This window comes from Streptomyces sp. 840.1 (genome assembly GCF_003751445.1).
GTDB lineage: Bacteria > Actinomycetota > Actinomycetes > Streptomycetales > Streptomycetaceae > Streptomyces.
On record NZ_RJUU01000001.1, the window covers coordinates 2406189 to 2424410 of the forward strand.

At 73.3% G+C, this 18222-nt stretch carries 14 protein-coding genes; 4 read left to right on the top strand and 10 right to left on the bottom strand.

Features of this window, described 5'->3' with window-relative positions; genetic code table 11:
- Window positions 1–189 precede the first annotated feature (189 nt).
- Window positions 190–594: an RNA-binding S4 domain-containing protein gene (locus EDD93_RS11030; protein WP_123524981.1), complete on the top strand. Its 405-nt coding sequence runs from the start codon at window positions 190–192 to the stop codon at window positions 592–594.
- Between the two features lie 42 nt (window positions 595–636).
- Here EDD93_RS11030 and EDD93_RS11035 read toward each other — a convergent pair whose 3' ends face one another.
- From EDD93_RS11035 to EDD93_RS11050, 4 genes are all read right to left on the bottom strand, one after another.
- Window positions 637–2553: an FUSC family protein gene (locus tag EDD93_RS11035; protein ID WP_123527695.1), complete on the bottom strand. Its 1917-nt coding sequence runs from the start codon at window positions 2551–2553 to the stop codon at window positions 637–639.
- A gap of 64 nt (window positions 2554–2617) precedes the next feature.
- Window positions 2618–2869 (bottom strand): DUF2630 family protein, encoded by a 252-nt coding sequence (locus EDD93_RS11040; protein ID WP_123524982.1) that lies wholly within the window; start codon window positions 2867–2869, stop codon window positions 2618–2620.
- A 54-nt stretch (window positions 2870–2923) separates the two neighbouring features.
- A complete protein-coding gene (locus tag EDD93_RS11045) occupies window positions 2924–3883 on the bottom strand; it encodes an NADP-dependent oxidoreductase (RefSeq protein WP_123524983.1) in 960 nt (319 codons plus the stop codon).
- Between the two features lie 98 nt (window positions 3884–3981).
- Window positions 3982–4887, bottom strand: a complete 906-nt coding sequence (locus EDD93_RS11050) for a hypothetical protein (RefSeq protein ID WP_123524984.1) — start codon at window positions 4885–4887, stop codon at window positions 3982–3984.
- Between the two features lie 123 nt (window positions 4888–5010).
- Here EDD93_RS11050 and EDD93_RS11055 point away from each other — a divergent pair, with 123 nt between their 5' ends.
- Window positions 5011–5409, top strand: a complete 399-nt coding sequence (locus tag EDD93_RS11055) for a hypothetical protein (protein WP_123524985.1) — start codon at window positions 5011–5013, stop codon at window positions 5407–5409.
- Between the two features lie 233 nt (window positions 5410–5642).
- Here EDD93_RS11055 and EDD93_RS11060 read toward each other — a convergent pair whose 3' ends face one another.
- The 4 genes from EDD93_RS11060 to EDD93_RS11075 form a co-directional block, all read right to left on the bottom strand.
- Entirely contained in the window at window positions 5643–6065 is a 423-nt protein-coding gene (locus tag EDD93_RS11060; protein WP_123524986.1) for a universal stress protein, read from the bottom strand.
- Between the two features lie 141 nt (window positions 6066–6206).
- Window positions 6207–6860: an FMN reductase gene (locus EDD93_RS11065; protein WP_123524987.1), complete on the bottom strand. Its 654-nt coding sequence runs from the start codon at window positions 6858–6860 to the stop codon at window positions 6207–6209.
- Between the two features lie 4 nt (window positions 6861–6864).
- The gene (locus EDD93_RS11070) at window positions 6865–7950 is read right to left on the bottom strand and encodes an LLM class flavin-dependent oxidoreductase (RefSeq protein WP_123524988.1); all 1086 of its coding nucleotides are present in this window, start codon (window positions 7948–7950) and stop codon (window positions 6865–6867) included.
- A gap of 168 nt (window positions 7951–8118) precedes the next feature.
- Window positions 8119–8478 carry a helix-turn-helix domain-containing protein gene (locus EDD93_RS11075; protein WP_123524989.1) on the bottom strand — a complete coding sequence of 120 codons (360 nt, stop codon included), beginning with the start codon at window positions 8476–8478 and terminating at the stop codon, window positions 8119–8121.
- A gap of 240 nt (window positions 8479–8718) precedes the next feature.
- Here EDD93_RS11075 and EDD93_RS11080 point away from each other — a divergent pair, with 240 nt between their 5' ends.
- Together EDD93_RS11080 and trpS are read left to right on the top strand one after the other, a co-directional pair.
- Window positions 8719–9618, top strand: a complete 900-nt coding sequence (locus tag EDD93_RS11080; protein WP_123527696.1) for an NAD(P)-dependent oxidoreductase — start codon at window positions 8719–8721, stop codon at window positions 9616–9618.
- 375 nt (window positions 9619–9993) lie between these two features.
- A complete protein-coding gene (gene trpS / locus EDD93_RS11085) occupies window positions 9994–11055 on the top strand; it encodes a tryptophan--tRNA ligase (RefSeq protein WP_123524990.1) in 1062 nt (353 codons plus the stop codon).
- Between the two features lie 128 nt (window positions 11056–11183).
- Here the strand turns inward: trpS and EDD93_RS11090 are convergent, their stop codons facing one another.
- Together EDD93_RS11090 and EDD93_RS11095 are read right to left on the bottom strand one after the other, a co-directional pair.
- Window positions 11184–13175, bottom strand: a complete 1992-nt coding sequence (locus EDD93_RS11090) for an NAD(P)-binding protein (protein ID WP_123524991.1) — start codon at window positions 13173–13175, stop codon at window positions 11184–11186.
- Between the two features lie 27 nt (window positions 13176–13202).
- A complete protein-coding gene (locus tag EDD93_RS11095) occupies window positions 13203–18137 on the bottom strand; it encodes a DNA repair ATPase (protein ID WP_123524992.1) in 4935 nt (1644 codons plus the stop codon).
- Window positions 18138–18222 lie beyond the last annotated feature (85 nt).

Genomic DNA, 18222 nt, shown 5'->3' on the forward strand with positions numbered 1-18222 from the left:
GGATCCGGCCGTTCGGTGGCGCGGCCCGCCTGAGGGACAACCGAGCCGAAACCGATCCCGGACCGAGTCCTGCAACTGTGCGGTGGTGGTCTGATGTACGTCATTCACATGTATTTCTGTAGTGCCGAGTTGCCTGGTTGACGGACATGTCCGGGGCCGTGCGCAACGGGAGGCAATAGAGTCGGAAGCATGGTTTCCGGTGAGGCGCCGCAGGCGGCGGGCAGCGTTCGGGTCGACGTCTGGATCTGGTCGGTCCGGCTGACGAAGACACGGGCGCAGGCAGCCGCCGCCTGTCGCGCGGGTCATGTGAGGGTGGCGGGCGAGCGGGCCAAGCCGGCCCAGGCGTTGCGCGTCGGCGACGAGGTGCGGATGCGGCACGCGGGCCGGGACCGGGTGGTGGTCGTCTCGAAGATCGTGAAGAAGCGGGTCGGGCCGCCGGTGGCCGCTGAGTGCTTCGTCGACAACAGCCCGCCCCCGCCGCCGCGCGAGGCCGCGATCCAGGTTCCGGTGCGGGACCGGGGGGCGGGGCGGCCGACGAAGCGGGACCGGCGCGAGATGGACCGGTTGCGGGGGGACGGGCCGCCCGCGGAGTGACCTGGTCCGGTACGGCGCCAGGAGCGCGGTACCGGGTACGGGTCAGGGCTGCGGGGACGCGATCGCCCTGGCCGCCGCCACCTCCTGGCGCAGTGGGGCCAGTACGCCCTCGTCGTCGCCCGGGAGTTCGGCGCGCACCTCTGTCAGGACCTCGCTCGCCCTGATGCCGGCCGCGAGTTCGAGGAGCTGCCGGCGCACCTCGGCCACCTCGGCCGGTTCCGGTTCCGGGGCGCCGTGGTTGACGCGTACCCGGGCGGCGGTCGTCGCGTCCACGATGCGTTCCACCGCGACGACCAGCGGCCACCACGCGGCGGCCCGCGGCCCGGTCGGCGGCGGTTCCGTCAGGGCGCGCTGGAACTCCGAGCGCACGGACGACAGATCGCGGTAGATGCGGCGGCGGGCCCGGACCCGTTCCGCCCGGTCGCCCGGGGACTCCGGTTCGAAGGCGTACGCCACGTAGTCCGCGATGTCCGTCACCGCGTCGGCCAGCCGGTGGCCGATCCGGGTGTGCCAGCTCTCCGGCCACAGCAGGTATCCGGCCACCAGCACGATGCCGCAGCCGATCAGGCTGTCCAGGAAGCGCGGCCAGACCAGGTGCACGCCCTGGTGGTTGAGCAGATCGGACAGGAGCAGGATGACCGGCGTGACGGCCGCCGTCTGGAAGGCGTAACCCTTCGCGGTGAACGCCGGGATCAGCGCGGCGAGGACCATCATCACCGGCACGTCCCACCAGCCGATCGGCACCTCGGCGAGCACCGGCGCCGCGATGACGAGGCCCGCCGCCGTGCCCACGGAGCGCAGCACCGCGCGGGAGAACACCGAGCCGAAGTCGGGCTTGAGGACGAAGGTGACGGTGAGCGCAACCCAGTAGGAGCGCGGCACGTCGAACAGCGAGGTCAGCGACTGGGCCAGCCCGATGCAGAGCGCGAGGCGCAGCCCGTACCGCCAGGAGGGGCCGGAGAGCAGGACGTTGCGCGTGGCGCGCCGGATCCGTACACCGAGCGCGGCCGGGCGGCCGAGCCGGTCGTCGACGTTGTACGGATCGGGATCGGCCTTGTGGACGACGGCGGCGGCGTGCCGCAGGGCGGCGTCCACGGCCAGCGTCGCGGGTGACTCCGGTGCGGGCAGGGCGGGTTCGCCGCCGCCCGTGCGGCTCTCCTCGATGTCGTCGGCCAGGGACCGTACCGCCGCCGGGATCTCGGGCGGCAGCGGTCGCCGCCGCAGGTGCACCGCCGGGGCGGCCTCCACGAGCGGGATGACGACGTTGAGCTGGGACAGCAGCCGGACCATGGCGCCGCTGCGGCCGTGGTAGCGGGCGCGCCGGGCCAGGATCAGGTCGTAGGAAGTGTTGAGGGAGTGGGTGACGGCCTGCCGCTTCTCCTCGTACTCGTCGGTGCCGGCGGCGGCGAGCAGGTCCGCGACCGCGCAGTACGTGCCGGCGACCGAGACCCGTTCCGCCAGCTTCCGCCGCAGCGGCCAGGCCAGCAGGGTCAGTACGAGGACGAAGAGTCCGCCGAGCGTCAGCAGCAGCGGCGCCACCCACCAGGGGTCCGGCATCGGAAGCCCGGCGCCCACCACCGAGTTGAGCAGGAGCAGCAGCCCGGACACGGAGGCCACGGCGCCGATCGTCGACATCATCCCGGAGACGAGCCCGATGACCGTCAGCACGGCGACGGCCGCCCAGCCGGTCCCGAACACGAGCGTGCCGACCATGATGCCGAGCGCGCCGAACAGCTGCGGCACGGCGATGTTGAGGATGCGCATCCGGTACGCGTCGGCGGTGTCGCCGATCACGCCGGAGAGCGCGCCCATCGAGACGAGCGCCCCGTACACCGGCCGGTCGACGGCGAACCCGACGGCCAGCGGCGCGGCCAGGGCGACGGAGGCGCGGGCGACGGCGGCCCAGGGGACGGGGGTGGGCTGCGGGCGCAGACCGTACCTCAGCCAGACGGGAGGCATCCCCCGCCGCGGCGCTGCCGCGGAGCCGGTTGCGGCCAATGCGTCCCCCTGTGGTGTGCGGCGGTCAGCTTCGGTATCCCTCGACCTCGTCGGCCGGGCGGACCCGCGCCTGTGACGGGTCCTCCCCGAACTCGCTCAGTGCGCGGCGCTGCCTCAGCAGGTCCCAGCACTGGTCGAGCCGGACCTCCACCGTACGCAGTCGCTCCTGCTCGTCGGCGGTGAGGCCCGGGTCGCGGGCGCCCCGGTCGCGCAGGCTCCGCTCCTCCGCGACGAGTCCGTCGATGCCGCCGATGATGTCGTGCTCCTGCTTGTCCATGATGTTCTCTCCGTCTCGATGGTGGCGGTTGCCGTGTGTTGCCGGGGCTGCGGTTCAGCGGTGGCCGTGGTGGCGCAGCACGATGACGGTCTTGCCCCGGGCCCCGCCCGTGCGGTTGCGGTCCAGGGCCTGCGGGGCCTTTTCCAGGGGGAGTTCGATGTCGATGGGCACGCGGAGCACTCCTTGCGTCGCACCCGCCGCCAGGACGTCCAGCAGTACGGGGCTCGGGTCGAGCGCGAAGTCGATGCCGCACACGCCGTCGGGGAGCGCGGCCCCGCCCGCGACGCCCCGGGTGCTGAGCGCGACCCCGCCGGCCCGGACCGACGCGGCGTGGGCGGCGAACGCCGTCGGGGAGTCGGACACCAGGTCGGCCAGCGCGTCGATGCCGTCCGGGCAGACCGCGCGTATCGCGTCGGCCGCCGGGCCCGCCGTGGTGTCGATCGTGGCGGCGGCGCCCAACGAGCCCATCCTGGACCGCTCGTCACCGCGCACCGCCGCGACGACGCGCACGTCACGGGCTTTGGCGAGCTGGGTCAGACAGCTCCCGACGCCGCCCGCCGCGCCGATGACCAGCAGGCTCTCGTGGCCGCGCAGCACCGCCGCCTCCAGGATCTGCGCCGCCGCCATCCCGGCCGACGGCAGCGCGGCGGCGGTCCGGGCGTCCAGGCCGAGCGGGACGAGGGTGATCGCGGCGTCCTGCGGGACGCAGACGTAGTCGCAGTACGTACCGGCGCCGACCGTCGGCCCGGTCCGGCCGAAGACCTTGTCACCGACCCGGAAGCGGTTGTCGCCGCTGCCGATCATGTCGACCCGGCCCGCGAAGTCCACGCCGACGACCAGCGGGAACACGTGCGGGACCTGCCCCTCCAGGGAGCCGTCGGCCGTCTGCCAGTCGGAGGGGTTGAGGGAGGCGTACTCGATCCGCACCCGTACCTCACCGGCCGCCGGTTCCGGCTTGGGGAGCTCCACCAGTGCGGGGTCGGCCCGGAACGCGCCGACGGCGATGGCTCGCATACGGAAGACCTCCCAGTCGCCCCCGGCAGTGCACGCAATCCACTCTTCCCCGGCCCGCCCGCGCCCGCACGTCGGCGATCAGCGCGTCCGTCGCGGCGTCATACGCCGGGCGCCACCGGTGCCGGCGGCGGCAGCACCCTGCGGGTCCAGATCCGCGCCGCGACCGCGCACACCGCCAGGGCCAGCCCCGTGCCGAAGACGATCCACACCGTCGTGCGCAGGGACGCCGTCAGCGCGTCGTAGACCGCCGCAGCCCCGTCCGTCTCGTTGCCCGGCACCTCGGCCAGCACCCGGTTGCGGGCGTAGGCCAGCGCCCCGCGCAGCAGCAGCGCGCCGACCGCGAAGCCGGCCCCGGCGACGGCGGTGGCGGACAGCGCGGCGAGCGCGGAGCCCCGGCGGCCGGGCCCGCCCCGCACCCAGGCCAGGACCACGGCGAGCAGCGCGAACACCAGGGTGCCGACGGCGGGCCAGATGCTCGCGGCGCGCAGCCACCGGAAGCTCTGCCGAAGCTGGTCGGCCCGGTCGGCGGAGACGATCTGGATGTCCGTGTGCTCGATGGGGATGCGGTCGGCGAACGGCACCCCGTTGTCCAGCAGGTTCTGTTTCACCTGTTCCGTCACGGGCGCCAGGTCGATGGTGACGCTCTCGCCGCTCCCGCCGTCCAGCGCGGCGGTGACGGCCTCGTGGGCGGTGCGGTTGGCGGCGTTCCAGGCCGCCTGGAAGGCGTCGGTGGTGGTGAAGGACTTCACGGCCTGGTGCAGGAAGCCGCGCACGGTGTCCCCGAGCGGACCGACGTCGATCTGCTTCATCGCCTCGTCGGTGATCAGGTCGGCCACGGTGTTCTGCACATCGGGGTCGGAGGCGAGCGGCGCGACGGCGGCGACGTAACGGTCGGTGTCGTCGATCTCCAGATCGACCCAGGCGGAGAGCGCGCTCAGCGGCACCAGGACGGCGAGCAGCACCAGCAGTACCGCCGAGAGCGCCGTCGAGAAGTAGGTCCGCACCCCACCAGGGAATCCCGGATGCGCCGGGAACGCTCGGGCCGTGAGCCATTCGAGTTGCCGGGAGCCGCGACCAGGTGTGCTCTGGAGGGACACGGAGGGGGAGAGCGGAAGGAGCTTCCCGTCATGGCCGCACACGCTTCGGTGCAGGCGCGCGGAACGCGCGCACGGGCACAGAGCCACTCCACCCTCAGCTGGGCACTGCCCGTCACCTTCGGGGTGATCCTCGGCTGGTACGCGACGTCCATCGTCCGGGGCGGCGGTGTGCTCACCGGCGGGCAGCTCGCCCTCGGCCTGATCTCCGGCGCCGTTCTCGCGGCCCTCTGCTTCGGCCTGGGCCGGATGCAGAAGCGGCTGCCGGTCGAACTGCGGGCGACGGCCTACGGCGCCCTGTTCGGCGGCTCGGTCGGCTTCCTCTACAGCCTCTCCGGCAAGAGCGTGCTCGCGGCCTCGGTGCTGGGCCTGCTGACCGGTGCGGGCATGCTGATCGCCGCGTTCTACACCTTCTACACGCACGAGAAGTGAGCGTCCCACCGCCTCCGGCCCACCGGCTCCGGCTCCCCGTCAGCGATCCTTGACCTTCTCCGCGGGGGAAGGCCAAGGATCGGCGTGCCGGGCGGGCACCGCCCGGCACGAGGAGGCACGAGGTGACGGACACGGGGCACGCACCGACACCGGCGCGGTGCGCTGTGACGGCACGGTGCGGGCCCGCACGGTCGCGGTGACCGGGCGGGCCCGTACCCGTTCCGTGCCTGGCGTCAGGCGCGCACCACGGTCACCGGGCACGCGGCGTGCTGGGTGACGTGGAGGCTGACCGAGCCGAGCAGGGTGGCCTTGAAGCCGCTGTACCCGCGTGCGCCGACCACCAGCAGGTTCGCGCCCTCGGCCCGGTCCAGCAGGGACTGCGCCGGGTTGCCGATCACCACGACCTTGCTGATCGCGGCGGCCCCCACGGCGCCGAGTGCCTCCTCCAGCGCCTCGGTGAGCGAGACGGTGGCCATGGCCTGTGGGTCGAAGTCCTCCGGCAGGCCCGGCATCATGGACGCCCAGCTGGTGGCGGGGTACTCCCAGCTGTTGACGGCCTCGACCGTGTCACCGGTCAGCTCCGCCTGGCGTACGGCCCAGTGCAGTGCCTTGATCGACGACTCGGAGCCGTCAACGCCCACCACGATCCTGCCCATCTCTGCCTCCAGCTCGGTTCGGCTCGATTGCGCGGGTGCGGCGTACGGAGTCCGCGCATCCGCAGGTCCTGCGGATGTCCCGCGACGCACCCTCCCGCCCAACTCTAGTCAAACCGGACGAAACCACAGCGCGTGGGTCGGTCAGGCCTGCCGGAGACCGGCGAGCTGCTGCTCGAACGGGACGACCTCGTCGTCCGGGCCGGGGGCCCGGGACGCCCCGGAGACGGCCCGGCCGCCGGTGACCGCGCTCGCCAGTTCGCCGCCCGCGCGACGGATCCGGGCCGGCAGGCCGTCGGTGTACTCGTCGCCGGACGCGCCCCAGTCCTCCGAGGCGGCGTACACCGACGTCGGCAGCGTGACGGCTCGCAGATAGGCGAAGAGCGGACGCATGGCGTGCTCAAGGACCAGCGAGTGCCGGGCGGTGCCGCCGGTCGCGGCGACGACGACGGGCTTCCCGGTCAGCGCGGTGTTCTCGACGAGGTCGAAGAACGACTTGAACAGTCCGCTGTAGGAGGCGGTGAAGACCGGGCTGACGGCGATCAGCCCGTCCGACTCCGTCACCGCGCCGATCGCTTCCTCCAGCGTGGCCGAGGGAAATCCGGTGACCAGGTGGTTGGCGATGTCGACGGCCAGGTCACGCAGCTCGATCAGCCGGACGTCGACCGGGCGGTCCTGCTCGGCCTCCAGCCGTTCCCGGGCGGCGCCGGCCAGCCGCTCGGCCAGCAGCCGGGTCGAGGACGGGCTGCTCAGCCCGGCCGACACGGCGACGATCCTCAGGGGTTCGGTGGCGAACACGGTGTCAGCTCTCCTTCGTGCCGGCGGCGACGACGGCGGGGTGCAGTGGCGCGGACTCGGGGACCCCGGCCGGCCGCAGGGCGGCGAACTCCTTGCGCAGCACGGGTACGACCTCCTCGCCGAGGATGTCGAGCTGCTCCAGGACGGTCTTGAGCGGAAGCCCCGCGTGGTCCATCAGGAACAGCTGGCGCTGGTAGTCACCGACGGTGTCCCGGAAGGACAGCGTCCGCTCGATGACCTCCTGCGGGGAACCCACGGTCAGCGGCGTCTGCTGGGTGAAGTCCTCCATCGAGGGGCCGTGTCCGTAGACCGGCGCGTTGTCGAAGTACGGACGGAACTCCCGTACCGCGTCCTGCGAGTTCTTCCGCATGAACACCTGGCCGCCGAGGCCCACGATGGCCTGCTCGGCGGTGCCGTGCCCGTAGTGGGCGTAGCGCTGCCGGTAGAGGTTCACCATCTTCGCCGTGTGCTCGATGGGCCAGAAGATGTTGTTGTGGAAGAAGCCGTCGCCGTAGTACGCGGCCTGCTCGGCGATCTCCGGGGAGCGGATCGAGCCGTGCCAGACGAACGGCGGTACGCCGTCCAGCGGGCGCGGGGTCGCGGTGAAGGACTGCAGCGGGGTACGGAACTTGCCCTCCCAGTCGACGACGTCCTCGCGCCACAGCTTGTGCAGCAGGGCGTAGTTCTCGATGGCGAGCGGCATGCCCTGGCGGATGTCCTTGCCGAACCAGGGGTAGACCGGTCCGGTGTTGCCCCGGCCCATCATCAGGTCGACGCGGCCGTCGGCGAGGTGCTGGAGCGTGGCGTAGTCCTCGGCGATCTTCACCGGGTCGTTGGTGGTGATCAGCGTCGTGGACGTGGAGAGGATCAGCTTCTCGGTGCGGGCGGCGATGAAGCCGAGGGTGGTGGTGGGCGAGGACGGGACGAACGGCGGGTTGTGGTGCTCACCGGTCGCGAAGACGTCGAGGCCGACCTCCTCGGCCTTCTGCGCGATGGCGATCGTGTTCTTGATCCGCTCGTGCTCGCTCGGCGTCCGGCCGGTCGTGGGGTCGGTGGTGACGTCCCCGACGGTGAAGATCCCGAACTGCATGGCGCCCGCCTCCAAGATTGTTGAACGTTGAACTATGTGAACACACCCTACAACGGAGTGCCCCGCCTCCCTATTCCACGGCATCGCACGGCCGCCGGCCATCGCACACGGACGGTCGCGAAGAGCTACGAGCGGCTGCGGACAGTTCCGCTCAGCGCACTGCCGGTATCAGGACCGCTCGCCGTCGCCCGCGACATGCTGCGGGTCCCCGCCGAGCAGGTGCTCCCTGCCCCACGCCCCGAGCGGGGCCAGTGCGGCGTTCAGGGACGTGCCGAGCGGGGTGAGGCCGTACGTGACGCGGCGGACGGCTCCCTCGAAGGCCTCCTCGCGGAAGACGATGCCCGCCGTCTCCAGCTCCCGCAGGTGTGAGGCGAGGACCTTCTCGGTGACGCCGGGAAGCGCGCGCCGCAGCTCACCGAAGCGGCTGGGTTCGACGTCCAGCGCCCACAGGATGAGCACCTTCCACTTGCCGCCGACCACGTCGATCGCCGCGTCGATTCCGCACACGTAACTGTCTCGCCGGGTCACCCGCAGAGTTTAAGGGCTGTCCCGTAATCCCTGGCGGGCGCTCGACGACAGCTACGGCACCTCGCTGCGTTGTCGAAACGCCCGAATACATCCAGTATGCGGACGCTCCTCCGCCTTGCGATGCACCGCATCTGACGCCGAGCGCTGATCCACCAGGGATTACGGGACAGCCCTTAGGGTAACCACCCACAAAATAGTGCGTACTTGATCGTCTTCCGGGCGGATACGAGCCTGGTGGGCATGGACCACGACACCTCTTCCCGATCTTCCCGAACGCCTGTCACCCTCCTCGGCCTCGGTGACATGGGCACGGCTCTCGCCCACGCCTGGCTGGCCGCCGGGCACCCGCTGACCGTCTGGAACCGCACCCCGGCGAAGGCCGGGGCCCTGGTCCGCGAGGGCGCCCGCACCGCGCCCACACCGGCCGCCGCGATCGCCTCGGCCACCGGCCCCGTGGTGCTCTGCCTGCTGGACGACGCCTCCGTGACCGAGGTCCTGGACGGCGCCGGCCTCGGCGGCAAGGACCTCGTCAACCTGACCACCGGCACTCCGGAACAGGCCCGGGACCTGGCCCGCCGCTCCGAGGCGCGCGGCGCCCGCTTCCTGGACGGCGGAATCATGGCCGTACCCCCGATGATCGGCCGCCCGGAGACCGGCGGATACGTCTTCTACAGCGGCGACCGGGAGCTGTTCGAGCGCCACCGCGAAACGCTGGAGGCCCCCGCCGGGGCCAGGTTCACCGGCACCGACCCCGGCCACGCGGCCCTGCACGATGTGGCCCTGCTCAGCGCGATGACCGGCATGTTCGCTGGCATCGCGCACGCCTTCGCCCTGGTGGACGACGAGAAGGACCTCGACCGGACCGCGTTCGCCGCCCTGCTCACGGACTGGCTGCGCGCCATGGCCGGCTCGGCGCAGGGGATGGCCGCCCAGCTGGAGAGCGGCGACTACACGGAAGGCGTCGTCTCCAACCTGGCCATGATGGCGGCGGGCAACGACACGCTCCTGGCTGCGGCGGCCGACCAGTCGGTCGACCCCCGCCTGCTCACCCCGTACATGGACCTGATGCGCCGCCGTGTGACCCAGGGCCACGGCGCCGAGGGCCTCGCGGGGACGGTCGGGCTGCTGCGGGGGGTGTGAGGGGTGTGAGGGGGCGGGCCCGCCGGGTCCCTGTCCGCGCCTCCTGCGCCGGAAGGCCAGTGGGACGTCCGCTTCGCCGATGCGGCGGCAGCCAAGGGCTGGGAGAGTCTGGGCCGGCAGGCCCGCAGCAACACGTATCGACGGGCCCGGCCCGCATGATGAGCCGCCGCACCGGGCCCGTGCGCGCTACGATCGCGCCATGACCTCCGTACCGTGCCGGAACTGGTGGCGCTCCTTCTAGGGGCGGCCACCTCTTCTGCGCGGGACCAGGGCCGTTCGACATGGACGGCCCTTTTTCTCTGCCCCTTTCCGGTACGGGTTCCTCGTCCGGCGGGCCGTCCTCCACGCACACACCGACGCGAGGAGAGACCACTCATGACCACGACCACGCCCACACCTGCGGCCTTCGCCGATGCCGCCCCGGCCGGGACCCTGGAGGCCCGGATCCGGCGCCACCCGGAGCGGTTCCGGGTGATGACCGGGGACCGGCCCACCGGGGCGCTCCACCTCGGGCACTACTTCGGCACGCTCCACAACCGGGTGCGGCTCCAGGACCTCGGGGTCGAGGTGTTCGTGCTCGTCGCGGACTACCAGGCACTGACCGACCGGGACGTGGTCGAGCGGCTCGGGGCGACGGTGGAGGGGCTGCTGCTGGACTACCTGGCCGTCGGCATCGACCCGGAACGTGCGGTGATCTTCAACCACAGCGCCGTGCCCGCGCTCAACCAGCTGCTGCTGCCGTTCCTGAGCCTGGTCTCCGTCGCGGAGCTGGGCCGCAACCCCACGGTCAAGGACGAGATCGCGCACTCCCGGCAGGCCGCCGTCAGCGGGCTGATGTACACCTACCCCGTCCACCAGGCCGCCGACATCCTGTTCTGCAAGGGCAATCTGGTGCCCGTCGGCCAGGACCAGCTGCCCCACCTCGAAATGACCCGGACCGTCGCCAGACGGTTCAACGAGCGGTACGAACAGGTCTTCCCGGAACCCGAGGCACTGCTCTCCGCCACACCGCTGCTGCTCGGCACCGACGGCACCAAGATGAGCAAGAGCCGAGGCAACTCCATCGCGCTCGGCGCCGACGCGGACACGACGGCCCGCCTGATCAAGGGCGCGCGGACGGACGCCGAACGCCACATCACCTACGACCCCGAGGGGCGGCCCGCGGTGTCCGGCCTCGTGCTGCTGGCCGCCCTCTGCCTCGACCGCGACCCCCACGCGGTGGCCGAGGAGATCGGCGGCGGCGGCGCGGCCGCACTGAAGCGGACCGTGACCGAAGCGGTCAACGCCCGGCTGGCCCCGATGCGGGCCCGACGGGCCGAGTACGCACGGGAGATGGGGTACGTACGGGCCGTGCTGCGGGCCGGCAACGAACGCGCCAACGCCATCGCCGACGCGACGCTGGGACAGGTGCGGGAGGCGATGGGTGGTCCGGTCTAGGGCCTGTCGTCAAACTGCCGTCCGCCGGGGGGCCGGCACGGGACCCGAGGGCTCCGGCCTTTCGCCCCCGCGGCCCCCCGCCGCTCGGGCCGGGCCGGCGTTCCCCGCGAAGAGAAGCCCGCAGCAGTTCAGCGGGGCGTCAACGAGCTACGCCTGCGCAGGAGTTCGGCCAGCCCGCGCCGGGTGGCGGCGATGACCACGCGGTCGGTGGGCTGGAGTACGTAACCCGGGTGCAGGTTCCACACCAGGCCGCCGGGGCGGTCCCCGGCACCGGGGCCCGTTCCCGGCGTGCCCAGGTCCGGGCGGCGGTCGGCGGGCGGGGCGACGTCCAGGGCCAGGACCCGCCAGGCGCCGGACCGGAACGCCTGCTCCACCGTCCGGCCCTCCAGCTGCGGGTGCCCGGCCACCTCGACCGAGGCGAACAGCATCACCTTCCGCTCGACCGGCACCGCGCCCAGGATCTGCCGGCCCATCATGGCGACCGCGAAGGAGGGCGCGGCCAGGTGGGAGACCGAGCGGGAGCGGGTCAGTGCCTGCGGGTGGGCCGTGCGCAGGGTGCGGTAGACGGCGGTGGCGAACTCGTCGTCGAACAGCCGCAGCGTCACCCGCAGGTTCGGCTTGACCGAGCGGGCGTACAGCGCGGCCTCCAGGTTGGTGGTGTCGACGCTGGTCAGGGCGAGCAGGGCGCGGGCACGCCGGATCTTCGCCGCCTCCAGCACGCCCTCCTGCGTGACGTCCCCGATGACGACGGGCACGTGCAGCCGCCGGGCCACCGGGATGCCGCGCGCGTCCGGGTCGTCCTCCACGCACACCACGGGTATGCCGAGTTCGTGCAGCTGGACCAGGACGCGGGTGCCGATCTTCCCCAGGCCGAGCAGCACCACGTGCCCGGACAGGCCGCGCGGCGGGCGGCGCAGCGAGGAGGCGGTGCGCAGCGAGCCGAAGGCCTCCAGCACCCCGGCCACCAGCAGGGGCAGGAGCATCAGCCCGGCGACGCCGGAGAGGATCTGGATGATCTGGCGGGCGGTGGGGTCACCGATGGCCGGGTCGCCCATCGCGAACAGGTCGAGCAGGGTCAGGTACGCGGCGTGCAGCGGCTTGTCCCCGGTGGTGAACGTGGAGGCGACTGCCAGGCCGAGGACGGCCAGCCCGACGCCCAGCGCGGACCAGCGCAGCCGGCGGGAGAAGAACTGGCTCAGCGGTGCGCTGCGGCCGCCCATCCGGCGGGTCCGGGCGTTCGCGCCGTCGCGGCTCACGGCCTCCAGGACGATGGTGCCGCGCCCGGTCGCCGCCGCCACCTCGGCCTGGTCGGGGAGCAGCCGGGGGCCCTCCTCGCCGCTGCTGTCGGAGCCCTCGGTGCCCGCCGGGTCGTGGGTGGTGGAGGAGAGCAGGGCCAGGGTGCACAGGCCCGGGTCGGCGACCTGGCCGTCGCGGGGCGGGGTGCGTTCGGCGGCCCGCAGGAGCAGGCCCTCCGCCTGGATCACCTTGCTGGATCCGGCGAGCGCGGTCGCCGCGAGGGCGGGGGCGGCGGTGTCGGCGTCGGACAGGACGGTGGTGGACGCGTCCAGCGCGGTGTGGTCGAGCCCCGGCGACGCGACGGCGGCCGCCTGGTCGAGCAGGGCCTCCAGGTGCTGGCCGAGCTTGCGGTTGTAGAGCCGGATCACCAGCCGGACCCGCGGGTTGAGCCGGCGGGCGGTCAGCGCGGCCCGGATGTTGCGCTCGTCGTCGTCGTAGACGAGGGCCAGCGCGGCGGCCGTGTCGACACCGGCCTCCTCCAGCGCCTCGTCGGACGGCTCGTGCGCCTGGAGGATGCGTACCGCCTCCACACCGGCGTTGGTGTCGCTGTCGGTGTTGCCGCCGCCGTTGGCACCGCCGTTGCGGTTCATCGCCGAGGACATCCGGCCGAACAGGGCCGCCGCCCGCCCGCGCCCGGTCAGCGGCAGTTCGGGCCGCCTCGGGTCGGGTCCCGGCGGCAGGACGAGGGTGACCCGCTCCCCGTACACGTAGCGCAGTTCCACGGCGAGCCGCTGGGCGAGCGCGTCGTCACCGCAGACGACCATGTGACCTGAGAACGGTGGGCGTTGGGGCTGCTGTGGGAGTGGGGGCACATGACCCAGCATGCCTGTTCCCTTCTGTCGTCGCCGCTGTCACCGGTCGCCGGGTTCCCCGGACGGCGGACGGGCGAGGAGGCGGCGGGGGTCCGTCGCCCGGCCGATCGCCGTCTCCACCGCCGCGATCCGGTCCGCGAGCAGGCCGAGCGCGGCCACCGCACGGGTCACCGGGTCGCCGTCGGGGCCGCCGAGCGCCTGGCTGCGGACGTATCCGGCGGTGACGGCGGACCAGCGGGCGGCCTGCTCCGGGCCGAGGGTGCCGCGCAGCGCGGCGAGCTTCAGCAGGGCGGCCTCGGCGCCGGTGGTGAGCGTCTGGGCCTCGCCCGCGTAGTGGTCGTCGATGACGTCGGACAGCTCGGCGTCGTTCATCACGGGCACGATCCGCTCCGCGATCCGGTTCATGTTGCGGTACGAGCCCTGCAGCCGGAACGGCGGTTCGGTGCGCGTCGCGTCCGTCTGCGCCGCCGAGGCGATGTAGGCGGCGTTGACGGCGAGCACGGTGTCCCGGGCGGTGAGCAGATGGCGCAGCACGGCCACGATCCGTTCCGTCTCGGCGGGCGCGTACGGGTGCTGCAAGCGGCTCGCGGCCGCTGACGGCTCCGTGCCGGCGGCCAGCCGGAGCAGCAGCGCGAGGTCCTCGCGGGAGCGTCCGGCGAGCGGGGCCAGTACCGGGTTCGCGGTCAGCGCGTTCTCCACGAAGCTCAGCGCGAAGACGTCGTCGCGGCCGCTCAGCACCTCGCCGAGGTTCCACACGTCGGCCCGGTTGGCGAGCATGTCGGGGATCCGGAACTGCTCGCCGGACTCGGTGTACGGGTTGCCCGCCATGCATACCGCGAACCGCTTGCCCCGCAGGTCGTAGCTGCGTGGCTCGCCGTCGCGCACGCCCTCGATCCGGCGGGTGGCGTCGCAGAGCGGGATGAACTTCTGCAGCAGTTCCGGTGAGGTGTGCTGGATGTCGTCGAGGTAGAGGAGCGTGTTGTTGCCCGCCTCAAGCGCGAAGTTGATCTTCTCGATCTCCTGGCGCGCGGTCGCGCTGCGCGCCTGCGCGGGGTCCAGCGAGGTCACGTCGTGGCCCAGGCTCGGTCCGCTGATCTTGACGAGGACCAGGCCGAGCCGGTCGGCCACGTACTCCATCAGCGTCGTCTTGCCGTAGCCGGGCGGGGAGACGAGCAGCAGCAGGCCCTGCGAGTCGGTGCGCCGGTCGGCGCCGGCGGTGCCGAGCTGCTTGGCGAGGCTGTCGCCGATCAGCGGCAGGTACACCTCGTCGAGCAGCCGGTTGCGGACGAACGCCGACATCACGCGCGGGCGGTGGTCGTCCAGCCGCAGCCGGGCGCGCTCGGCTGCGGCCAGCGCGGTCCGCCGCCGCTGGTAGGCCCGGAAACCGGGAACGGTGACCTCGCGGAACTCGTCCGTACGGGAGAGGAGTTCGTCGATCCGGACCGGCAGCCGGCCCCGGTCGATGCGCGGGTGTACGCCGAGGAGCCCGTCCACGGTCGCGGTGAGCGGCGCCTCGCCCTCGTACCGGCGGACGGCCGGTTCCGGGCAGAGCTCCACGGCGACGGCTTCCGCGAGATCGTCCGCGTCCAGCTCCGCGCCGTCGGCCCGGGAGTAGGCGGCGAGCCAGCCCTCGACGAGCTGGCGGCGGGCGGGCAGCTCGTCCCCGAGGGCCGCGAGGTCCTCGTCGTACGCCGAAGTGCCCGTCGTACGGCGGAACTTGTCGAGGAAGGTGCGGACCGACGCGCTGGTCACGAACCCCTGGGGGTCGCTCGTCAGCTCCTCGAAGAGGTACGAGGCGACCGCCCGCGCACCCTCGCCCCCGATGGCGCCCGCCCACTCCTCCTGGAGCGCGGCGACGGCCGGGGCGAGCCCGAAGGTGGCGCGGGCGCGGGCCAGCGAACGGGCCCGCAGCGTCCAGGAGGTCCGCCGCGCCCCGTCCGCCCCGTGCGCCCAGAACAGCTGGGCGGCGGCCCGGACGGCGGGCGGGAAGCGCAGCAGCCCGGCCCCGGCGCGCAGCCGCAGCAGCACGGTCAGGATGGCGGTGGCGTCCTCGTCGTGGACCCCGCGCTGATAGCCCTCGTCGTAGGCGCCGGCCGCCGATGTCCGCACGAGCGCGGCGAGTTCGGGCGCGTCCAGCGAGCTCAGCCGGTCCGCTCCGTGCTCGGCCAGCAGCCGGGCGGCCAGGTGCTCACCCCGGTACACGGACCGGGACTCGGACGGCAGCTGCTGGTCCCAGTACGGGCGGGTCTCGGCGAACGCCGGATCGGTGACCGGCATCCGGTAGTCCGTGCCGGTGACGGCGAACGCGAGCCCGTCGCCCTGGGGCACCAGCGTCAGGTCGAACGGCTGGGTGTTCACCGCGAACCGGTGGCGGCCGAGGCGGACGGTCGCCCCGCCGTCCGCGTACAGCTCGCTGCGGTCGCGCAGTGCCCGGCCGGCCTCCTGGCGGGCCGCGAGGAGCTGCCCGTCCAGCTCCTCGGCCCGTACGGTGTCGCCGAGTTCACGCAGTTCGGCGGCGGTACGGCGGACCTTGTCGACCATCGGGTCGGAGGCGAAGTAGGTGTGGACGGCGTCCGTGTCGGGCAGCGCGGCGCTGCGGCGGGAGACCGTCTCCAGCACCCGGGCGGCGGACTGGGCGAGCCGTTCGGTGCGGCGGGCGACCGCGTCCTGAAGGGTCTGCCTGCGGGCCGAGAACGCCTCGTACACCTCCGTGCGCCGCTCGGCCAGCGCGGTCAGGAAGTCGTCGGACTCGGTGAACCGTGCCTCCAGGTTCTCCAGCTGGAGCAGCAGCCGCGCGAGCTGCTCGTCGCAGGCGTCCGGGGTCGAAGCGGCGGCCAGCGCGCCTGTCACCGCCTGCCCCAGCAGGGCGAACTCGGCGGCGAACTCGGCCCGGCCCTCGTGGTCCAGGAGCTCGCGGCGGCGGGCGTCCAGGACGGCCCGGACCCGGTTGACCCCGCCGAGCACCTCCGCGATCCGCTCCAGGATCGAGGTGCGGACCACGCCGTCGCCGATGTCCAGCCCGGCGACGACGTCGGTGACCGTGCCGAGCCCGTCCGTCATCTCCGTCAGCCGGGTGCCGAGCGCGGCGGCGTCCGTCACGGTGGCGGCCGAGGACGCCTCGCCGGTGAGCCGGGCGAGGTCCGAGTGGTAACCGGCGAAGGCGTCCTCGCCGGCCAGGAACGCGACCGCGCGCCGCCCCGCCGCCGCGAGGTCGTCGGCGGTGGCGGCGGTCAGCTCCTCGATCCGCCCGGTGTCCGCGTACCGCATCTCGCTCAGCGTGGCCAGATGGCCGTGCGCACCGCGGAGTTCGGTGAGCCGGGCCACCCACTCGGCGGCGGACTGCGGGGCCTCGCCGCGCACCCGGCGCACCAGGGCGGTGATGCGCTCCGCGCTCGCGTCGAGTGCGTCGGCGGCCTGCCGGGTCAGTTCCTGGACGCCCTCGAACTCCGCGATGACCTGCCGCGCGGTGTCGTGGAGCGCCGTCAACGGCTCAGCCAGCGAACCGAGTTCGGGGTCGCTCAGCCAGTGGTAGCGGTCGGTGGCGCGGGTGCAGTCGGCCAGCAGCCGGGCGTAGACCGCGCCGGTCGGGGTGGTGCCTTCGGCGCTGTGCGCGAGGGCGAGGCAGTCGGAGATCCCGCGCACCAGGTCGGCGTTGCCGATCCGGGCCAGCGGGCCGGTGCCGGCGGGGCGCGACGCCGCGTAGGTGTCGCAGACGTACGGGGTCTGCCAGCGCTGCAGGGGGTGGACCCGGGCCGGTCCGGCGTCGGGGCCCTCGACCGGGTCCCGCAGGAGTACGAGCGTCCCGTCGTCGAGCAGGGCGTGGCCCCGGCCCTGAAGTGGCGTCTCCACCTCCTGGCGGATCACGTTGTAGGACAGCAGCAGGCTGCGGCCGTCCTCCCGGGAGCGGAACGCGTACAGCACGTCCTCGCCGTTGGGGGAGCGGACGGCCCCTTCGAAGACCGGCCCGGTCAGCGGCTGCGCGATGTCGAAGGTCTTGGCCGCGCCTGTGGTCAGGTAAAAGCCGCCGGGGAAGATGATCCCCTGGTCCTCGGGGAGCCGGTGGCAGGACGGGCCGATGCCGTCCAGCCGCAGCACGGTGCCGAGGAGCGAGTTGAACACCAGGTGGCGGGCGGCCTCCTCCTTGTACGGCCGGATCCGGAGCAGCACCAGCGGGCCCAGCTCCGCGTACTCGACCTCGGCGTCGGCGAGCGACTGGAGCGGTTCGGTGACCGGCTCCCGGTAGATCCCGTCCGGGGTGTCCGTGTCGTTGACGGTCTTGACGGTGAGGCTGCCGCCGAGGGTGTCGACGTACAGCCGGGCCTCGCCGCCGTCGCCCGTCGCGCCGATCGCGATGTGCGGGTGCCGGCCCGCGACGTGGGCCTCGCGGCCGGCCGGGGTCCAGGTGAAGTCGTGCGACGGCGGGAAGACGTGGTCGCGCTCGCCCCGGGCGTCGAGGAACGCGCCGGGCGAGCCGTCGGCGTCGAGCGCCCAGCGCAGGACGCGGATGTCCTCGGCGCTCTCGCCGGTCCGGAACACCGCGAGGAGCCGGCCGTCGGTACGGCGCAGCCGCAGCAGCCGGGCGTCACGGTAGTAGCGGTGCAGCCCGTCGAACTCGCGGACGAACGCCTCGTCGGTGAGCAGCGGATCGGTGCCGGGGGCCAGCTCGGCGTCGTACAGCGCGAGTACGTCGTCGACGGCGGGCTCGTCGCGCCGGCCGGGACCGCGTTCGAAGCCGAACAGCAGGTGGCCGCCGACCGCGACGAGGTCGCGGGGGGTGGAGGGCTGCCCGGTACGGATCTGCTCGGCGCCGAGCAGCCGCAGCCCGGTGGAGCCGAACTCCTCGGTGCGGCGGGAGTTGAGCGCCTCGGCGCGGCGGGTGAGCTCCGCGGCCTGGCCGGCGAGCCGCCGCCGCAGCACGTCGTAGGCCCCGGCCTCCACGGGGCCGCCCGGGGGCGGCGGGGTTCCGGTGTCCATGCGGTGCGGCTCCTTACGGGGTGGGCGGATGTACGGCACGGCGCCCGGGGCGCGGGCGTTGTCCTCAATCGCCGGACGGGCTCGA